The sequence below is a fragment of the Acinetobacter sp. YH12142 genome (assembly GCF_013418435.1).
GTDB lineage: Bacteria > Pseudomonadota > Gammaproteobacteria > Pseudomonadales > Moraxellaceae > Acinetobacter > Acinetobacter amyesii.
Map to the genome: position 1 here is coordinate 84,275 of NZ_VPCB01000013.1, position 20,666 is coordinate 104,940.

At 37.9% G+C, this 20,666-nt stretch carries 9 protein-coding genes and 1 pseudogene; 4 read left to right on the plus strand and 6 right to left on the minus strand.

Annotated elements, in window-relative coordinates; translation table 11 throughout:
* Positions 1 to 106 precede the first annotated feature (106 nt).
* The 3 genes and pseudogenes from FTU77_RS11360 to FTU77_RS11370 all read right to left on the minus strand — a co-directional run.
* Positions 107 to 424, minus strand: a complete 318-nt coding sequence (locus FTU77_RS11360; RefSeq protein ID WP_180055818.1) for an MGMT family protein — start codon at positions 422 to 424, stop codon at positions 107 to 109.
* 72 nt (positions 425 to 496) lie between these two features.
* On the minus strand, positions 497 to 10,201 hold the full coding sequence (locus tag FTU77_RS11365) for a BapA/Bap/LapF family large adhesin (RefSeq protein ID WP_180055819.1): 9,705 nt from the start codon (positions 10,199 to 10,201) through the stop codon (positions 497 to 499).
* Between the two features lie 372 nt (positions 10,202 to 10,573).
* Positions 10,574 to 11,545: pseudogene (locus tag FTU77_RS11370) on the minus strand (cation:proton antiporter); the annotation flags it as partial.
* Between the two features lie 72 nt (positions 11,546 to 11,617).
* Here FTU77_RS11370 and FTU77_RS11375 point away from each other — a divergent pair.
* From FTU77_RS11375 to FTU77_RS11390, 4 genes are read left to right on the plus strand one after another with little or no spacing between them, the layout of a single operon-like run.
* The gene (locus FTU77_RS11375) at positions 11,618 to 13,033 is read left to right on the plus strand and encodes a site-specific integrase (RefSeq protein WP_180055820.1); all 1,416 of its coding nucleotides are present in this window, start codon (positions 11,618 to 11,620) and stop codon (positions 13,031 to 13,033) included.
* Between the two features lie 4 nt (positions 13,034 to 13,037).
* Positions 13,038 to 14,813 carry a hypothetical protein gene (locus tag FTU77_RS11380; RefSeq protein WP_180055821.1) on the plus strand — a complete coding sequence of 592 codons (1,776 nt, stop codon included), beginning with the start codon at positions 13,038 to 13,040 and terminating at the stop codon, positions 14,811 to 14,813.
* A complete protein-coding gene (locus FTU77_RS11385; protein ID WP_180055822.1) occupies positions 14,813 to 16,753 on the plus strand; it encodes a hypothetical protein in 1,941 nt (646 codons plus the stop codon). Before FTU77_RS11380 ends, FTU77_RS11385 begins: the two co-directional genes overlap by 1 nt.
* The gene (locus FTU77_RS11390) at positions 16,750 to 17,145 is read left to right on the plus strand and encodes a hypothetical protein (protein WP_180055823.1); all 396 of its coding nucleotides are present in this window, start codon (positions 16,750 to 16,752) and stop codon (positions 17,143 to 17,145) included. Before FTU77_RS11385 ends, FTU77_RS11390 begins: the two co-directional genes overlap by 4 nt.
* A gap of 429 nt (positions 17,146 to 17,574) precedes the next feature.
* On the opposite strand, the gene FTU77_RS11395 is transcribed toward FTU77_RS11390, so the two are convergent.
* From FTU77_RS11395 to FTU77_RS11405, 3 genes are all read right to left on the minus strand, one after another.
* Positions 17,575 to 18,069 carry a TIR domain-containing protein gene (locus FTU77_RS11395; RefSeq protein WP_180055824.1) on the minus strand — a complete coding sequence of 165 codons (495 nt, stop codon included), beginning with the start codon at positions 18,067 to 18,069 and terminating at the stop codon, positions 17,575 to 17,577.
* Between the two features lie 13 nt (positions 18,070 to 18,082).
* Positions 18,083 to 19,531, minus strand: a complete 1,449-nt coding sequence (locus FTU77_RS11400) for an SIR2 family protein (RefSeq protein WP_257223629.1) — start codon at positions 19,529 to 19,531, stop codon at positions 18,083 to 18,085.
* 289 nt (positions 19,532 to 19,820) lie between these two features.
* Complete coding sequence (locus FTU77_RS11405; protein WP_180055825.1) at positions 19,821 to 20,054, minus strand: helix-turn-helix transcriptional regulator; 234 nt, start codon at positions 20,052 to 20,054, stop codon at positions 19,821 to 19,823.
* Positions 20,055 to 20,666 lie beyond the last annotated feature (612 nt).

The window sequence follows — 20,666 nt, forward strand, 5'->3', positions numbered from 1 at the left end:
TAGATTTATAGCGTGAAATAAAAAGCCTTCTGATCCTAGAGGGCTTTTTTTATTGACTGCGTCATCAATAATAAAAATAAATTTCTAAGTTTAAGGCAAGGATTTTTTAAGCTAACCATTGATATTGTTTCAATGAGATGCGTCCATTCACCACAAAGACATTTTCGGCTGCCAGCTTCAACTGCTGGATATTTTCACCTTTTTCATTGCAACGCTGCGTGCTGATTTTTCCCTGAGCATTGACCACCCGATGCCATGGGATCGTTGATGTTGCATCTAGATGCTTAAGTACATAGCCAACCAGTCGTGCATGCTTCGGTAAACCCGCTAATTTGGCAATTTGTCCATAAGTGGCAATCTTCGCCAGCGGTATCAATTGAATGACCGACAAAATTTGCGTTGCCAATTCATCACTCTGCTTCATCTGATCTCCTTTGAGCCACATAAAAAAAGAGAACCCGAAGGTTCTCTTTGATTAATACTTAATTTTGACAGATTAGTACAGTAATTGGTTGTGATCGATTAAGTCTTGCAAAGTCACATCGGTATTTTTCAAAGTGAGTAATTCAACTTTATCGCCAAATTTAGACCCTGTTCCATCACGATCAATGCTGATCACGGTGTTGCCCTTGCCATCAGATTTCACCGAAACAAACTGATCAATATTCGACTGATTGGCATTTTGACCTTGTAACAAGGCTTTGATATTCACTTTATCGCCTTCAGACGCATTAAAGTCATTCCAAGTATCATGTCCATTGCCACCCGTTGCATCTGCTTGATCCAATACTTTATAAATAACCGTATCAATGCCCGCTTTGGTGGTGAATTGATCATTGCCCGCAGTACTGGTGATTTCATCGTTACCGACACTTCCTGTGAAGTTCACACCTGCTTTAATGGTCAATGTTGCCGCTGAAATATCACCGTTTGGTGCAACCAGTTTATACGTAAACTGTTCTGCTGCACCTGAGGCAAGATTCATATCTTTAAGGGTATAGGTGTAACTACCATCTGATTTCACCACCATTTCGCCATATTTCGCCGTAATGGTTGTACCCGTCGAACTCACTTGGGTAAAGGTTAAGCCACCATCTTTAGACACATACAAATCTGTATATTTTGAAGCGACAGTATCAACACCAAATCCATCATTATCGGTTAATAAATTGCCTGTGGTTGCAGCATTCGCAGCAAATTTTACGGTAAAGCTATCAAGGTCAATAATGCTCCGTGAAATGACCGCCGATACACTGCCGCCCAAGCTTATGCCTTTATTGGTTACGGCTTGAATCGTATAGGTTCCTGCTTTCAATCCAGTGACCGTGACAGAATTACCATTTGGTAGTAGACCAATAACATCCACTACTGTTGAAGCTCCCGAAGTCGCAACTAATTTACCTTTTTCGTCGTAGACGTTAATCGTGGTATTACCCAGTAATGAAACCAGTTGTGAAGAACCAAAGTCAACTTTGATGTTCTCTACCGTACCGTCTGCAACGGTGATTTTGGTCGAACCTGCTTTCGTCCCACCAAATCCAATCGACCAACTGTAGCTAATTGAATTTGATTGACCTGTAGATACGGTATTCGATGCATCAAAACCGATCATGTCAACATTGTTAGTAGCAACAACTGTACTTGCATGATCTTTTGGCTCCGCTGCATTCCAATTCAATGCCAAATCGCTTTGCGTTCCAATGTGAATTATCAGGTCAGCACTACTTGCTTTGCCCGAAACTGGATCAACCACGGAATAGCTAAACACTTCTGCCTTACCAATCGCTGTGACATCAGCTTTCGGTTTATAGCTATACGAGCCATCTTGATGAATGGTGAATGTGCCATAGTTCCCTTTGACTGTGGTCGTACCATTGATCAATTGGCCATTGATACTGTTGACGATTGAACCTGCAGGAACAGCATCTTGACCATAAAGTGCATCATGATCTGTGATGACATTTCCTTTTGCTTCTTCTACATGGCTCACTTCAGGTTCTACTGAAGTATCAAACACTTTCAACGATAGATTTGCACTGACCGATGTTGCAAGGCCAATAGCCGAACCGCCGACAAACTCAAACTTATATTCACCAGATTGTAAGTTTTTCGCGCGTACAGCCGTTTCTTCGCCAAAGATGCCGATAAAATCTAATAAACCATAGTCTTTATTCGACGCGATCAGCTTCCAGCTCCCATCGGTATTTTTCACAAATAGTCGCATTTCTGCTTTATCAAACAGGTTGATCAATGAACCTGTATGTACACTGATCGTTGCCTCACCAACTTCTTGATCCCCGATAGAGAAGTAACCTGTGTGTACTTTTGAACCAATATTAATCAGATCAAAAACGTTGAATAGTTTATTGGTACGAACTTCTTCAACTGGATATTCAAAGTTGATGTTGGCATTAACCAAATTATCTGCTGCATGAATGCTAACAGTTGGCGCGATTAATTCTTGAGGTGCAGACTCACCACCATCATCTTTCGCAGTCACTAAAATGCGCTGGCCATCTGTCACTGCTGGCTGTAAGACAACTTTGAAATTGCCTTCAAGATCAGCAATTGCTGTGCCTAGAATGGTTTTAGCATCGGCGGCATACACAGTGATATCTGAACCCGCTTCAGCATGACCTGTGACCACAGCACCTTGACTATCTAAAGTTGCAAATGGTGTTGCTGGTGCGTACAAGTCTGGTGCCAATGCTGGTGTAGCTAAGGATTCGCCACCTGCATCTTTTGCGGTCACTTTCACTTGCTCGCCATCCACAAGTGCAGGTACAAGTGCAATTTGATAATGACCATTGGCATCCGCAGTCGCTGTACCCAATGGGGTTGTGCCTTTGCTACCACCGTACACGGTAACAATGGCAAAAGCTTCGGTCACGCCTTCCACAGCAGATCCTGTTGCATTGACTTTCGCTGTCGGTGCATCAGGGGCAAATAGATCTGGAGCTTGCGCTGTGATTACTGGTGATTCACCGCCTACATCTTTCGCCGTGACTTTTACTTGCTCACCATCCACCAAAGCAGGTTGAAGTTGAACGCTATAAGTCCCATTTGCATCGGCTACAGCCGTCCCAAGCTTTTGCTTCGCATCAGATGTATATACCGTCACTTCTGAACCCGGTTGAGCTTTACCAAAGACAGTAGAGCCATCTTTATGGTTCACTTCCGCAGTTGGAATTACCGGCACAGTTGCATCTATTAAATCATCTGATGCAGAACCTTGATTTCCTGCTTGATCTGTAGCAGTCGCTGTATATGTGCCTTCTGCTGCTGTTGCAGGAACTTGTGCGATGAAATGACCATTGGCATCGACAGTGACATCAATATTTTTGCCTTGTGGATCAGCTATAGAAACTTTCGCACCTGATTCAGTTTTACCTGTAATGGTTGCAGAGCCATCTGGATTTGATAAGACTTTAAAATCATCGATTTGCGGCGCAAGTTGGTCATCTAGATCTGCCGTTGCAGAACCTTGATTTCCAGCATTATCAGTTGCTGTAGCGGTATAAGTTCCTTCCGCAGCAGGTGATGGAATCGTTGCTGTGAATTGACCATTGGCATCTACACTTGCAGGATAGGTTTGACCGTCTGGCGTAGTGATTTCAACTTTTGCACCCGGTTCAGTTTTACCTGTTATCGTTGCAGAACCATCGGCATTTGCATCGACTTCTAGATCAGTAATCTGCGGCGCAACGTGGTCATCTAGATCTGCTGTTGCAGAACCTTGATTTCCTGCTTGATCAGTTGCTGTTGCGGTATATGTGCCTTCTGCGGCAGGGGTTGGAATCGTTGCTGTGAAATGACCGTTGGCATCCACGCTTGCAGGATAGGTTTGACCGTCTGGCGTGGTGATTTCAACACTTGCACCCGGTTCAGTTTTACCTGTCACCGTTGCAGAACCATCGGTATTTGCATCGACTTCTAGATCAGAGATCTGCGGTGCAACTTGGTCATCTAAATCTGCTGTTGCAGAACCTTGATTACCAGCTTGATCGGTTGCTGTTGCGGTATATGTACCTTCCGCAGCAGGTGTTGGAATCGTTGCTGTGAATTGACCGTTGGCATCAACTGTTGCAGGATAGGTTTGACCGTCTGGCGTAGTAATTTCAACACTTGCACCCGGTTCAGTTTTACCTGTTACCGTTGCAGAACCATCGGTATTTGCATCAACTTCTAGATCATCGATTTGCGGTGCAATTTGGTCATCTAGATCTGCCGTTGCAGAACCTTGATTGCCGGCTTGATCGGTTGCTGTTGCGGTATAAGTTCCTTCCGCAGCAGGTGATGGAATCGTTGCTGTGAAATGACCATTGGCATCCACGCTAGCAGGATAGGTTTGACCGTCTGGCGTAGTGATTTCAACACTTGCACCCGGTTCAGTTTTACCTGTCACCGTTGCAGAACCATCGGCATTTGCCTGAACGTCAATGCTGACATCAGCAGTACTATCAATTGTCGTACTTGTCGTTGCTTTTTGACTTGAATTACCAGCCGCATCTTTCGCAATCGCCTCAATATGATAGAGACCATTTGTCAGGTTTGATTTTGCTTGGTAACTCCAGTTTCCTTGAGCATCAACAAGTGCCTGTCCTGTTTCGACAACATTTCCGAGTTGATCTTTCACACTTACGCTAACAGTTACGCCTTTTTCAGTTTTTCCACTAAAACTTGGAGATGGATCTGTAATAACACCGACATCATGAATATCAATAAGTGGTGGAATGGTATCGACAATAAATTGTTTCGTTGACGGCGCACTGATATTACCAGCGATATCTTTTGATATGGCTTCTAAGGTTAATAATCCCTCTGGTAAAGCAACCGATGGTGTATACGTCCACTTACCTGTTGCCGTATCGAGTTTCGCTAAGCCTGAATCCAATAATTTATTTTCAGCATCATAAATATTGATCTGAACTTCAGTACTCTTGCTCGATGTCCCCGAGAAAGTCTGTTTATTGTTGTTGGTTTGTGGAATTGACGGTGTGGATAACGTCGTCGCTCGCATAGCAAATGTAGCGAGTGGAGCCACTGCTGGAGCTGCAAAGAAATCAAAATCATCAATATCAACAGTTGGCGGAGTCGTATCGATTTCAAATCCGTCATTCGCTTCAGCTGTGTTACCTGCTTTGTCCGTTGCAATCGCAACAGCCGTATATTCACCATCATCTAAATTACGAGGAGGTGTAAATGTCCATGCGCCGTCTGCAAATACACTTGCTTGGCCTTCAAATTTCACCACACCTGCAAGGTCTTTAATATATACATAGACCGATGCACCCGGCTCAGTTTCTCCACTGATCGTTGGCGTTTGATCATTTGTAATGATTAGATCATCGATAGTAATGGTCGGTGCTGTACTATCGACACTTGCCACGCTGTGCGAAGCTGTCGCGGCTTGACCGGCATTACCTGCTGTATCGCTATAACTGCCTGCAGCAATATCCAGTTTCACGGTCGCAGCACTACCATCGTTGCCATTCGCCACGACTTTAGCAGTCCAACTGCCATCAGCCTGTTGTGCTAAGTCTGTCAGTTTGCCGCCTGTGACCTGTACATCGTCTGCATCAAAGCCAACCACTTTTTCACTGAAGCTGATCTTCACATCTCCATTGTCGGCAATGCTAATCGTTGCTTTTGGTGCTGTACTATCGATACTTGCCACGCTGTGTGAAGCTGTTGCGGCTTGACCAGCATTGCCTGCCGCATCGCTATAACTGCCTGCAGCAATATCCAGTTTCACGGTCGCTGCACTGCCATCGTTGCCATTCGCTACGACTTTAGCAGTCCAACTGCCATCGGCTTGTTGTGCCAAGTCTTTGAGTTTGCCACCAGTAACTTGTACATCGTCTGCATCAAAACCAACAATTTTTTCACTGAAGCTGATCTTCACATCGCCATTATCAGTAATGCTAATCGTCGCTTTTGGTGCTGTGCTATCGATACTTGCCACACTGTGCGAAGCTGTTGCTGCTTGACCTGCATTGCCTGCAGCGTCACTATAACTACCTGCAGCAATATCGAGTTTAACGGTCGCTACACTACCATCGTTGCCATTCGCCACGACTTTAGCAGTCCAACTACCATCGGCTTGTTGTGCCAAGTCGTTGAGTTTGCCGCCAGTGACCTGTACATCGTCTGCATCAAAGCCAATGACTTTTTCACTGAAGCTGATCTTCACATCGCCATTATCAGTAATGCTAATCGTCGCTTTTGGTGCTGTGCTATCGACACTTGCCACACTGTGTGAAGCTGTCGTGGCTTGACCGGCATTACCTGCCGCATCGCTATAACTGCCTGCAGCAATATCGAGTTTCACGGTTGCTGCACTGCCATCGTTGCCATTCGCCACGACTTTAGCAGTCCAACTGCCATCGGATTGTTGTGCCAAGTCTTTGAGTTTGCCGCCAGTAACTTGTACATCGTCGGCATCAAAACCAACAACTTTTTCACTGAAGCTGATCTTCACATCGCCATTGTCGGCAATCGTAATCGTCGCTTTCGGTGCTGTGCTATCGATACTTGCCACACTGTGTGAAGCTGTCGCGGCTTGGCCTGCATTGCCTGCCGCATCGCTATAACTGCCTGCAGCAATATCGAGTTTCACGGTTGCTGCACTGCCATCGTTGCCGTTCGCCACGACTTTAGCAGTCCAACTGCCATCGGATTGTTGTGCCAAGTCTTTGAGTTTGCCACTAGAAACTTTAACATCGTCTGCATCAAAACCAACAACTTTTTCACTGAAGCTGATCTTCACATCGCCATTGTCAGCAATCGTAATCGTCGCTTTTGGTGCTAAACTATCAACAGTCACTTGGGTCTTTACATCATCACTGATGTTGTCAGCTTTGTCTTTTGCATTAGCAGTAACTTGATATCCACCATCCGTTAAATTTGCCTTAACGCTATAGTTCCAATCACCTTTCGCATCCACTGTCGCGGTACCAGTCTCAATAACATCTCCGTTCGGCTTTTTAACTGTAACCGTCACGGTAGAACCAATTTCAGTTTTGCCTTTTACATCAGGAGTTACATCATTGGTGAGTACTGCATTTTGAATTTCAATTACTGGATCAGTGATATCAATCACGAAGGTTTTAGATGCTGGGCTACTAATATTACCGGCTGCATCTTTTGATACAGCTTCAAGTACATAATAGCCTTCGAGCAATTCATTCGCTGGCGTGTAGGTCCATTTACCTGTAGCGGTGTCGAGTTTCGCTAGGCCTGAATCGATAACTTTATTATTGGCATCGCGCAGGTAAACCGTCACTTCTACACTTTTGGTCGAAGTTCCTGAGAATGTTGGCTTCGTTTGATTGGTCTGCGGAACGTTTGCAGGCACGCTTAATGTGCTGACACGAGAAAATACTGCAGCAAAATTCGATGTACCAAATAAATCGTCAATATCAACCGTCGGTAAAGTGGTATTAACCGTTCCCTTTTCTGTCTGTTGATTACCCGCAGCATCAGTTGCAGTCACAGTCACTGTATAATCAGCTTCGGCAACAGGTGAATCTGGAGTAAATGTCCAAGTACCATCTTTTACCGTTGTCGTGCCAGCAATATCCTTGCCATTTGAATCTTGTACTTGGACTTGAATATTCGCATCTTCATTCACAGTACCTATAAAATTAGGTTCTTTAAAATCGTCAATCGTGACAATTGGTGCTGTAGCATCTATTGTAAATGATGTGTCTGTGGCACGACCGATATTACCAGCAGCATCTGTAGCAATGGCCTCAACTGAGTATTCTCCATCAATCAGGGTTTTATCAGCACGATAACTCCACTGATCACCGATGACCTCTGCCTTTCCTTGATTAACAATTTCGCCTTTAGTATCTCTGATAACAACGCTAACGTCAGTGCCAACTTCTGTTTTACCTTTAAATTTAGGCATTGAATCCTGAGTTAAAGTTGTATCTTCAATAGATATTTCAGGATTAATCGTATCTTTTGCACCAATCACGGTTGTTGGATCAGAAGTATTGCCTGCTGCATCTTTTGCTGTCACTTTGGCAGTTTCACCATCGGTCACTGCTGGTGATACAGGGATTTCAAATTCACCGAGACTGTTTGCTGTTCCTGAGCCAATTAATTTGCCATTTTCATCACGGACTTCAACTTTTGCACCTGGCTCAGTTTTACCCGTCACTGCTGTACCGTCTTCATTTAAAGTTGCATTAGGCGCATCTGGTTTGGTCGTGTCTTTTGCAGTCGCTTCTGTCGGTTCTGACTCATTGCCTGCTTTATCTGTCACAGTCACATCAACAGTTTCACCATTGGTTAATGGATCTTTAAGTTCAACATCAAAATTCCCTGATGAATCCACTGTACCTGTGCCAATGATTTTGCCGTCTTGATCTTTCACTTCTACAATAGTACCCGGCTCACCTTTACCTGTGACATGTTCACCATCATCAGTAATCAACACATCTTTAGGCGCATCAGGTTTGGTCGTGTCTTTTGCAGTAGCTTCTGTTGGTTCTGACTCATTGCCTGCTTTATCTGTCACAGTGACATCAACAGTTTCACCATTGGTTAATGGATCTTTAAGTTCAACATCAAAATTACCTGATGAATCCACTGTACCCGTGCCAATGACTTTGCCATCTTGATCTTTCACTTCTACCGTAGTACCCGGCTCACCTTTACCTGTGACATGTTCACCATCATCTGTGATAACCACATCTTTAGGTGCATCAGGTTTGGTCGTATCTTTACCACCAATCACGGTAGTTGGATCAGAGGTATTTCCTACTGCATCTTTCGCTGTCACTTGGGCAGTTTCACCATCGATCACTGCTGGTGATACAGGGATTTCAAATTCACCTTGACCGTTTGCAGTTCCTGAACCAATTAATTTGCCATTTTCATCGCGCACTTCAACTTTTGCGCCCGGCTCAGTTTTACCCGTTACTGCTGTGCCGTCTGCATTTAATGTTGCGTCAGGCGATGCTGGTTTTAACGTATCTTTACCACCAGTAACGGTAGTTGGATCAGAAGTATTTCCTGCTGCATCTTTCGCTGTCACTTTGGCAGCTTCACCATCAGTCACTGCTGGTGATACATGGATTTCAAACTCACCGAGACTGTTTGCAGTTCCTGAACCAATTAATTTTCCATTTTCATCACGAACTTCAACTTTTGCCCCCGGCTCAGTTTTACCTGTTACTGCCGTGCCGTCTTCATTTAAAGTTGCATTAGGCGCATCAGGTTTGGTCGTGTCTTTTGCAGTAGCTTCTGTTGGTTCTGACTCATTGCCTGCTTTATCTGTCACAGTGACATCAACAGTTTCACCATTGGTTAATGGATCTTTAAGTTCAACATCAAAATTACCTGATGAATCCACTGTACCAGTGCCAATGACTTTGCCATCTTGATCTTTCACTTCTACCGTAGTACCCGGCTCGCCTTTACCTGTGACGTGTTCACCATCATCAGTGATGTCCACATCTGTAGGCGCTTCAGGTTTAGTGGTGTCTTTTGCCGTAGCTTCTGTCGGTTCAGACTCATTGCCTGCTTTGTCAGTCACAGTGACTTCAACGGTTTCACCATTGGTTAATGGATCTTTAAGTTCAACATCAAAATTACCTGATGAATCCACTGTGCCTGTGCCAATGACTTTGCCATCTTGATCTTTTACTTCTACCGTAGTACCCGGCTCGCCTTTACCTTGGACATGTTCACCATCATCGGTGATCACCACATCTTTAAGTGCGTCAGGTTTGGTCGTATCCTTAGAACTACCAGATGAATCAGATCCACCACCAATAGCCGCACCCAATAAACCAGCACCGGCTGCTCCCGCAATCCAAGGTAAAATTACACCTGTCAAAGAATCGTTATAGAGCAGCGGTTCAATTTCATCTAAAGGTTGGTACTGAATAACATCCGCAATATCACCGTTGACTGTTGTAAATTTGGCCCAATACAATGTGCCGTCTTCATCCTCAAATACCAAACTATTATCTGGTGTCGCCTCACTAAAATAGTTTTGTACAGTAATCACTTCCCCATTTTTTAAGGTGATTATTGCGTCAGCACCATTCTTTGTAATTGAAGCAACATCCTCTTTCGGGATTTTGACTACGATGACAGAATTTTCTATAAGCCCCACTTGATTGGATTCAACTTGATCCAAAACTTTATGACTTTCTTTAGAAATGACAGAAATTTGCGGCATAGGTAAAACCTCATTTATTTGTATTAGGGCCGTTTTTATGTTTTTTAGTTTTGTAATGAATTGTTGGTGCTTAATAATTTCTTTAATTACAACTCATTAAAAACAAATTTTTAATTGTGTGCGTTATATCACGCTTTGTGTTTATTTTGCACAATTTCTTGAATATTGTATTATTTTTATCAATAGGCTCAGATTTTAGATCCATCTTTATACAAGTAATAACAAACACTTATTTGTGTGATGCAAGTCACAATAATACCGATGAATGACCAGTCATAATTTCCCGACTTTTGATGTTACTTGATGGAACACAACTAGAAATAAAAAAGGAAATGCCCAAGCATTTCCTTTTTTAAGTCAAACAAATCAGTTTTAGAAGTTTTCGGGGTTCTCTAAACGACGAACTTCTTGCACTTTTTCTGGGTTATGTACCGCAGCTACACCATCATCTGCTTTAGTATCTATTAACGCTTCTGGGTTATAAACCGTAATGGTTTCATTACCATGAATATCTTCACCCACAATATATTGGAAGCCCTTTTTATTCATTTTATGGCACATTCTTTGATACCAACCTTTGAAGCCTTTGGTTTCTTCATTTGGATTGTAATAAAAAGCATTCATCACAGCAGGTAAACCTAGACCACACACGAGCCCCGACATTAAGACTGCAATAAATGTATATCCAATCAAAATACTGCTGTATTCACTGAGTTCAGGAATATTGGCAACAGCAAGGATTAAGGCCAATGAAATACCGCCACGAACCCCACCCCACGATAAGATGGCAAGGCTACCGTTGTAACTTTTTTTGCGGAAACTTGGGAAGAATGCAAAAGATAAATAGTTTGCTGCAAAGCGCGATGCATGCAAAATAATAAACGCCACCATACCGCCTAAAATCAAACTGATACTTAAATCTAAGATAAATAACTCAAGACCGATCAGGGTAAATAAGAAGGAATTGATGATCCCTTCCACGGTATGCCAGAAATGATTGACTTCCCGAATTTCACGATCTTGAAGGATTTCTTTCCATTTATTCCCAACAATCAAACCACCAATAACGCATGCAATTGGTGCTGATGCATGTGCGAATAAAGCGACTAGATAAGAACCACTTGCCAACAATGCAGTGGTTAAAATCAAGGATTCCATCTCATGTTTACCACGGAGTAAACGTAATATTCCTAAACCAAATGCCCAACCAATGATGACTGCGACAACAATTTCATATAATAGCGTTTCAAGCGTACCAATGACGGTAAAATGTTCACCTTGCAAGACATTGAGTAAAGTCATAAACACGGCAATACACATGGCATCATTAAAGAGCGATTCGCCTACTCTATATTTACATATATAGAATTTTAGAGTACATTTACAAATATGGAATTATCACAAAGTTAATTACTTATGCAGTTAGAAGAAGATCGCTATAGAAGTAAAGCCGAGTTAATTAAGATTAGAAACTTTAGACTAGCTGAATTCAGTCATTTAAAAGAAGATGAACAAGGCAACTGCATTCCTTTTTTCTCGGAACAACGAAAAGTATTAACGCCAATCATGCCAACTATTATTCAAAGCAATGGTGAAGTCTGGGAAATCTCAAGTTTATATTTCATAAAGTATTTATCAATAAACGGTGGTCGAGATTATAAAACTCTACTTTCTATAGCTTACGATTTATTAGACTTTTATCGCTTTATTGAAGATTGCCAACATGAAAATGTGAATTTTGATTGGTTATATTTACCACTTGAGGAAGAAGACCGAGTTATCAATCGATATGTTTCTAATTTAGATCGTATATACCATCGAAACTTAATAAAAGGTTCAACTCGAAGTAAGAAAATAAATAGTGTTGTTAATTTCTATAAATTCAGTTTCAAACATAAATTATTTGATAAAGGTGTTATTAAAAATGGATTACCTTTTCAAATTATTGCAAGAAACATTAGGACTGTTGACTCATTGGGTTTTAGTCAAATCAGAGAAGTTGAAACTACTAATTTAGCAAGACCTATTGCTAAAAAGAAAGATACTGTTGATGGGATTAAGGATGGTCGAGTGCTACACCCAATTGAACCTGAATACCTAAGTACTATTATGCAGACTTTGGAAAATCACCCTAGTAGAGCATTTCAACTTTTTTTTAAATTTGCCTTAGAAACTGGTGCTAGATCGCAAACAATTTCAACAATTCGAGTAAAGCATATAAAAGAAATATTAATGCAAAATACTGTTCTCGATAATAGATTAAAACTTACAGTAGGTAATGGCACTTCTATAGATTCAAAGTTTTCAAGTGAAATAGCAATCTATATCCCTTACCAACTTTGCTTAGATTTGATTAAATTCACTGAATCTCAAACATGGAAAAATGCTGCTCGACGAAGCTATTACGACTTAACTGATAATAACTATATTTTTTTAACTAAAAAAGGAACACCCTATTATACGAGTAAACAAGAAATTTATGAATTAGAGAATAGTGATCATGGTTTAGATCAGAATATTGCAGTCGGCGGAACACTCCATTCCCAACTAATATCTTTAATTAAAATGATTAAAGCAAAGCACCCTAATTTCCCTAATTTCAGTCTACATGATTTACGTGCTACGTTTGCTCTAAATAGTTTAAAAAAGTGTATGGATCTAGGATGGAATAACTCTCAATCACTATTACATATTAAAAAGTTACTTGGTCATGAATCAACAAAAACAACTGAAAGATATCTCAATTATTATTATGAAATAGATTCATATAATAGTGCTCAAAAATCACTTGAGAAACGTTTATTAAAACCACTTAACGCTCAACAGGATTAACATTTTGAACCTATATACTGAAAGAAAAACCACAATTATAGATATAAAAGATTTTAGTGCTATTCGTGACTGTAAAATAGAAGAATTGGTTTTAAGCTATCAAACAAACAACAGAACACTTAAAAAAGACTATGGTAATCTTTGTTATTCCATGTTTAAAAAACCTAGTTGCTCTAAACCTTCAATGGTTGTTAAAAGTAGCTTACATGAATCAAGATGTGGCATTTTAAAAGAAGTATTATTAACCTACATTATTAAAAAAAATACTACAGAATCAATTAAGAAAATGATTTCTAATCTTAATGCAATATTTGATTATATAAACAAGCATAATCCCACGATTGACTTTAAAAATAAATCTGAAAGTTATCAAATTTATACAGACTACACCCAATATCTTATCTCAAGAGTTGTTTCTGTAGATAAGAAAAAATCTCTCTCAAGTTCTTATGCAAGTAGCCTACAATCTACGCTTGCTTATGTAATTTCAATTGCCTTAAATACTGATATTAGTAGTATTTTAATTCGCTCAAAAACCATTCAACAAGATTCAGTTGATGAAAGCCAATGGAATCAAACTGAGTATGATATTGAATCATTCTTTTTATATAACATTTCAATTTTCTTAACCATTAAAAATTTTTTGATGGAAGATGGAACTTTCCCGATCTCCTTTAATTTCAAATATGACGAATATAAAATTGATTGTAATTTGATTTACGAAGGTATTCCTTCTGTCGTTACGTCAGGAAAAACTAAAGATTGGTATGATAAACATGAAAGTCTAGCAAACAAGGCTATTGTAGCCTTTTTATTCTGCTTCACTTGCGTTACTGCTGCCAATCGTTCAAGTCTATTTTTAATCGAATCAGATAAGTTTGACACAGTTCCTAGCACACAAGGTAAAAGAACTTTTACTAGGAAAAACAGAGCTAAATATGATGAAGTACCAATTGAATTTGGCGTAGACTTTCTTCCTCACTTCAAAGAATATATTGAATTTCGTTCATGGTTGCTGACCAAATATTCAGATGAATTTTTAGGTACTTATAAGAATAATCTATTTATATATATCCCTAATAGCATTTCTAAAAGGCGTGGCTATAGCCACATCACTCCAATAACAGCAAATGCCTTACACTCGTATAAAACGTGGTTCACAACTAACTTTAGTAAAAATTGGATTCCCATTCATGGAATACGCCAAATTATTTCAACGGAATTTTTAAAAATGACAAATTCCGCAAGGCTAGCATCATTAAAATTAGGAAATAATTTGAGAACTTTTGTAGCTAATTACGGAAAAACAACTTTCAATGATTCTGCAAATGAAATGTCTAATGCTCTCGATAATATTTTCGGTAATATTTTAAATAATTCTTATATTTACAAGCCATCTGAGATAGAAACCGTAACTATACCTATGGGGAATTGTTCAAATATCGAAAAGAAAAGTATAAATCCTGAAATAATTATTGCACCTGATTGTAGAAGACCTGAATCATGTTTATTTTGTACAAACTTCGTATTACACCCTGATAGAACCGATATTAAAAAATTATTATCTGTTCTTGATATGTTTAAGGCATCTAAGAAAAAAAATAATGAGCAAGGCATTTTAATACAAGAAAGAATCATTCAAATACTAGGTGATCTTCAAGCATCTTTCCCTGAAACAAAAGAATTAATTCCTCTAATTCAAGATGAAATCGATGAGGGTGATATTGATGAATACTGGGCTGAAATTTCACTGACCTTAAAATTATTGGAAACTGTATAATGAATTTATCTGAGATTTATGAAAAAAAATTTCTTGGTGAAACTAACGATTACTACCCTAATAACAAAACAGTAATATCATCAGATATTGAGGGTAAACCCTTATCTCTGTTTAGTGATGATATTTGGGATTTCTCCCCATACTCAAGTGACGTTTTTCCCAGCAAAGTCTATTTTCTTTTGGATGAGTTTAAAACTCATCCTGATAAGAATTTAGTTGAAGATTTAAAATTAGAGTTTAAATTAATTTGTTATTCCATATTGCACTTTAAACTAACATCTCATAGATATACCAAAGTAAGCACTCTAATGGGAGATATGACTCATGTTAGGTACTTCATCTCAATGTGCCTACAACTTAATGTAAGAGTTACAGAAGTTAGCAAAAATACATTTGCGATAAATCAATTTAAAGAAGACCTAAAATCAATAAAGAAAAGCACTCAAAAGAAAAGAATGCTTGTTATGTATAAACTGCATAAAGTCGGCCAATTCTTAACCGATCATACTTTTGGGTTTTCTATAGATGTAATTGATACCATTGATGCAGCAGTAAAAAAATTACCTGATGATAAATCTCAAACACTTATTATCCCAAGCCACATATATTCAACTTTTATTCAGAATGGTGCAGATTTATTTAAAGAGTATCTTGAAATCCACGAAAACATCGAAGCTTGGCATAAGAATGTGGCAGAAATAAAGAATTACGGAAATGCAGGGAGTCGATCAAGAAAAGGAATAGAGTTCTATGAAACTCTTGAGAAATATGCTCTGGTTAAATATTGTAATAAATATTCAATCAGTGATAAACAAGAGTTCAGTTACCATATTAAAAATCTTCAATTTTATGCTTATTTCTATTTTTTGTGTTTTACAGGAATGAGAGACAGAGAAGGAATCTCTTGTGCATACGATGCATTCCAAAAGAAAATCGTCAATAACAATGAGGTTTATACCGTTAGAGCCTATTCAACTAAACTTGTAGGCATGAAACGGGTTTCTGCTCTATGGGTAACATCGAGAGACTTAGAATCTGCAAATAAGGTTGCTCAATCTATTTGTCGAATTGGTTTAAGCCTACAAAAACATTGCTCTATAGATTCATTGGTAGAGTCACAAGTACCTCTATTTTATTCTTTTTATCATAACGACACCCTTACATCTAATTTATTTCCTAACTACGGTTTAACGCCGATAGTTTTCGGTGATAACTTTAAGAAATTAATAACTAATTGTGTTGTAACTCAAGATGATTTCGATGAACTTGTAAGAGTTCAGCCATTAACTGCTTTCAATGAAAATAAAAATATTGCTATAGGTAAAATGTGGCCCTTCACTCACCACCAATTTAGACGCTCTCTTGCTGTGTATTGTTCAAGAAGTGGGCTTGTTAGCCTTCCCACACTAAAGAATCAGTTGAAGCATATTGAAGTTGATATGACAGCCTATTACGCTGATGGTGCTATGTTTGCAAATGACCTAAGTGAACAAGACTTTATTACCGAATTCCAAGATGAATTAATTGAAGCTGAATGTGATCAGTATCTAGCAGATACAAGAAATCAAGCGCATCCCTTGTTTGGTGGACATGGAACATGGCTTGAAGTCAATAAAATGAATGTAAGCACAGTTGACTTCCTTGAGGATCGAAAAAAAACACTGAAAAGTATGAAAGACAATCGCATTGCATATAAGCAAACTCCTTTAGGTGGATGCACAATGAATGGTACTTGTGACAAACTCTCATTAGCTCATATTAGTGCCTGTGTTACATGCCCTAAAGCTATCTTCAATGACAGATCTGTGAAAGCTCTTTCTACACTAAAAACCTCTTTATCAAAAATCATTCAGCGATTTGATGAAGGCTCTCCGTATCACCAACAAACCAATCTTGAAATTAAAGCAATTGATAAACTATTGGAGAAAGTAAGCGCATGAGTTCTAAACGAATAAAACCTTATGAAGAAGCGTTACAACGCCTAATTGAGCAAGACAAAAGAATTTCATTTGATGCTGTTGCTTTAGAGGCAGGTCGTCAACGTGGAGCAATTAAAGGAAATGACCCTGAAATTATTGAATTGAAAAATAAGATCACCGCAGCAAAAAATCTTCAAAAAATAAAAAATGGCGGTACAACAGATACTCAAAAGAATTCTGCTTTATTAAAAGAAATTAAAGAACTTAAGACAAAAATTAAAGCGTTAAAAGAGAAAAATGCGATTAAGACAGGTCAGATAAATAATCTAGTCTATGAAAACCATAAGATTAAAAATAAGTTGTCCGAATATCAGAAAGGTAATAACTCTATTTTATCAATAGTTAAAGATTGATATTATCTGGCTTAGCAGAATTAATATTCTAGTCTTGACTGGCTTTGTTACACGAATCTACCACTGAAGGCTTCTTCAGCAATATAATTCTCTAATGAAAAAGCTTACCCTAGAATCGGCTTTGTTGCACAAAAAAATAAGCAAATGATTTTATTGAATTTAACTTTAGATTAAAAATCATTCAAAATCTTTAAAATCATATGGTTATGAAATCTTTATACAACTAAGCCTTTGTATTAATTTGGCAAATGTACAACACAAGTTTATTGATCTTAACTTTGAATTGCGTGAAACTTCGATCTATCTTGCAGAAATTTTGAGTTTTTTTGGAAAAAACTCAATTTTATAGATAATTAGATTTTTTATACTATTCATAAAACGGCTAACAAATGAAGTTGACCATTTTATAAATACGTAATTTATTTATAACTATTTGCCTGCCCGCTTTGCAGCAGCTTCAATCCATATTCCTAAATTTTCATATCCACCGTCATCTACCCAATCGTAAGTAGCATAAATGCTTGATGCTTTATAACTTTTACCGTCAGTGCATGCAATATAATGATCATCAAGCGGATTTCTTCCTTTCCTTGAGACACCTTTTCCTAAACCATTTATTTTATGAATATAAATACCTAGTAAAGCGTTACCACGCTCAATACTTTTTTCAATTTCATAGTTGACCCAATCTCTTGTACTAGTATCTGCTCCTATCAAGACAACTGTAACGCTTGTATTTTCTAGTTGACTGTTTATCCATCTTTTAATTGCTAAATCAGATTCTTTTCTTACTTGCTCCCACTTTGCCGAATCCCAGAATCCCGCATCATCACGATTTTTCTTGGTTAGCCATGAGTTTCTCACTATACCTATACGGCATATATCACCAGAATAGTGAAAGCTGAAAAAAGTTCGTCTAGCCATAAATTTCTCCAATTTAAATTAACTTAATTACATCATGAATTTTTGATAACAACTTATTTGGTTCATCTACTTCTTCATTTAGTTTTTCAAAAGCTTCTCGAAATTTTGGTGTGGAATTGGGGTAATATTGATCGAAGTCAGAAGTTATTTTATTAAATAATTCTTTTGCCTTATATCCACTCGCACCAATTGGTATTAGCTTTAAACCTAATTCATGTGCTATTTGAAATTCTTCATCCATACCATCTGCCAAAACAATAGTTTGTTTGCCTGATTCAGGATCTGTGATAATTTTATTCCCCATAAAGAAAAGAGCAATTCCTGTCTGACTCAATAAATCTTTTCTCCATACTGTCCAAATGTTTTTTCTTTCTGTAGGATCAGCTACAAATTGAGGGAATACCTTCATTGTTAAATAGTCATCAATTTTTGTATATTTTCTATTATAAATTTCTTTAATTGCACCACTAATAAATGCATTACCAATACCCAAGCCTAAACCTGATGTAATTTTAAAACCTTCTTGGATTAAAACTTCCCCTAGTTTTGATAGAAAAAATTCCGTTGCGGTTTGATCCCATGGACTAAAGTCATGGGCACTACCCGATAAGAATACATTTTTACATCGAAATTTTTTTGTAATCTCTTCTAATATATGTGTGAGATCATTCCAAGAGTCAATTAATACAACTTTGATACTAAAACGAGCAAGGTCTTTAATCACAAACTGTTGCTTTAAACGATTATAGGAAAAATCTTCATCAGTATTGTAGTCATCACGATTAACTTTTCTAAAAATACAATAATGTTGTCTTTGATTTTGTTCAAAATGAATTCGGATTCTGCTAAGTATGTAATCTAAATTTGGATCATTGAAGCTAAATCCTAGGAAAAGAAAAGTTTTTGAAACTAAGTCTCCTGACAAAGCTGTTACGAATGGTGCAAAGTGTAGCGGGTATGATTCGTATTGATCTTTAGTAATAATTGCTTGATCAGGAAGACTCGCATCACCATGCATTTTATAGACAATAGCTGAACGTCCCTTCCTAGTTTGAGATAAGTGATTTTTAGTAAATTTTTTATCTGCTATTTTACCTTCATTATCTAAAGATTTTTCTATTAGATCATCATAGTTAGTTGTCCAGTAGGTTGATATAGGTAACTTCGCTAAAATCTTATGGTTAGTTGTCGGTTCTCGAGCTATACCAACTTCATCGATTAACCTTTCAGTTAATCTGCTACGACCATGATTTTCATTGACATAATACTGGGCTAAAGAAACTAAGTCAGTTTCTTTATCGATATCTAAACTTAATTCAATAGATAAGGGGCGTAAAAGTTCTTTCCAATTTACATATCCCGCAGGGGCTGATAGACCAGCACCTGCAAATATTGCAAAATTATTTTCTTCCAACTCTTTTACAATACGATTGATCATAATTTTTTGTTCATGGTCAAACATTAGCATCTCGATATATTTATCTTTAACATTAGTTGGAGATTTTTTTATTGATTTCAAGTACTAAGGTTTTTTATAGATTGAATTGGCTTTGTTGCATAAAGAAATAAGTAATTGATTTTATTGGATTTAATTTTATATTAAAAATCAATCAAAACCTTTAAAATCATATGGTTATGAAATCTTTATGCAACAAAGCCTTTCTAGTTTTTATATATCAGTAATCTTAGTTCACCGATTACACTTATGAATAGTCCATTCATCTCACTTAAAAACTTGTCACTTGAAAATTTTACTGCTCAAAATAACATGCTAAAAAATCAATAAGAGGTTTATCTAAAGCCGACAACCAATCATATAACTCTAATACATCGATTCTTCTGTCTAAGTTTTCAACTTTAGCTATGTACGATTGAGGTTTTTTTAAAGATGTTGCAAGTTCTACCTGAGTTATATTTTTCAACTCACGTATTAAAATTAATTCTTTGATTAAGTTTTTGTATCGAGGGTCATGTATTGAGCTCATAGCTCAAGATGGTGTACTATTTATGAAAATATCCCCAAATAGGATATTTTCTTATTCAATTGTTTATTTGGTATATCTATATGTCTACAAATCATCAGCTTAAGAACTGTTTGTTTGATTTTTTGTCAGATAGAACATTCTCAGGCTATGAGTTCAAAGACTTAAGGAGTCAATTTATCTTTTTCTATCCTGAGTTTAGTTCAAAGAGATATTATTCCAAAATCTATCAATGTGTCAGAGAGCTTGTTTCGTCAAAATTAATATTGGCTGATACATCTACTTGTACGTATAAATACACCTCAAATTACACTCGAATAGAATTGTTAAATTTAAAAGAATCAGATGATTCATATCAAATTAAAAGTAAGCTATTACTTGAATATGATAGAGTTTTTACAAATATTGATCAGCTTCGTAATGAACTATATGTTTACGAGTTGTATCTTGATAAATTTCCTGTACTTTCAGAAATCATTATGAAATGTCTCTGTACACGACAAATTTCACAGAACCCTTATCCTATCAGGATTCTGCTTTCTTAAAATTGCCAAAATTTCCTTAAACTCTTCTTTTTTCCCAAAACCAATTAAACGCTGAATCGCCATTTGAACA

Coding starts and splice junctions, on each gene's coding strand:
- FTU77_RS11395 (WP_180055824.1), bottom strand. CDS start 18,069: ATGGCTAGACGAACTTTTTTCAGCTTTCACTATTCTGGTGATATATGC.
- FTU77_RS11385 (WP_180055822.1), top strand. CDS start 14,813: ATGAATTTATCTGAGATTTATGAAAAAAAATTTCTTGGTGAAACTAAC.
- FTU77_RS11405 (WP_180055825.1), bottom strand. CDS start 20,054: ATGAGCTCAATACATGACCCTCGATACAAAAACTTAATCAAAGAATTA.
- FTU77_RS11360 (WP_180055818.1), bottom strand. CDS start 424: ATGAAGCAGAGTGATGAATTGGCAACGCAAATTTTGTCGGTCATTCAA.
- FTU77_RS11390 (WP_180055823.1), top strand. CDS start 16,750: ATGAGTTCTAAACGAATAAAACCTTATGAAGAAGCGTTACAACGCCTA.
- FTU77_RS11375 (WP_180055820.1), top strand. CDS start 11,618: ATGCAGTTAGAAGAAGATCGCTATAGAAGTAAAGCCGAGTTAATTAAG.
- FTU77_RS11365 (WP_180055819.1), bottom strand. CDS start 10,201: ATGCCGCAAATTTCTGTCATTTCTAAAGAAAGTCATAAAGTTTTGGAT.
- FTU77_RS11400 (WP_257223629.1), bottom strand. CDS start 19,531: ATGTTTGACCATGAACAAAAAATTATGATCAATCGTATTGTAAAAGAG.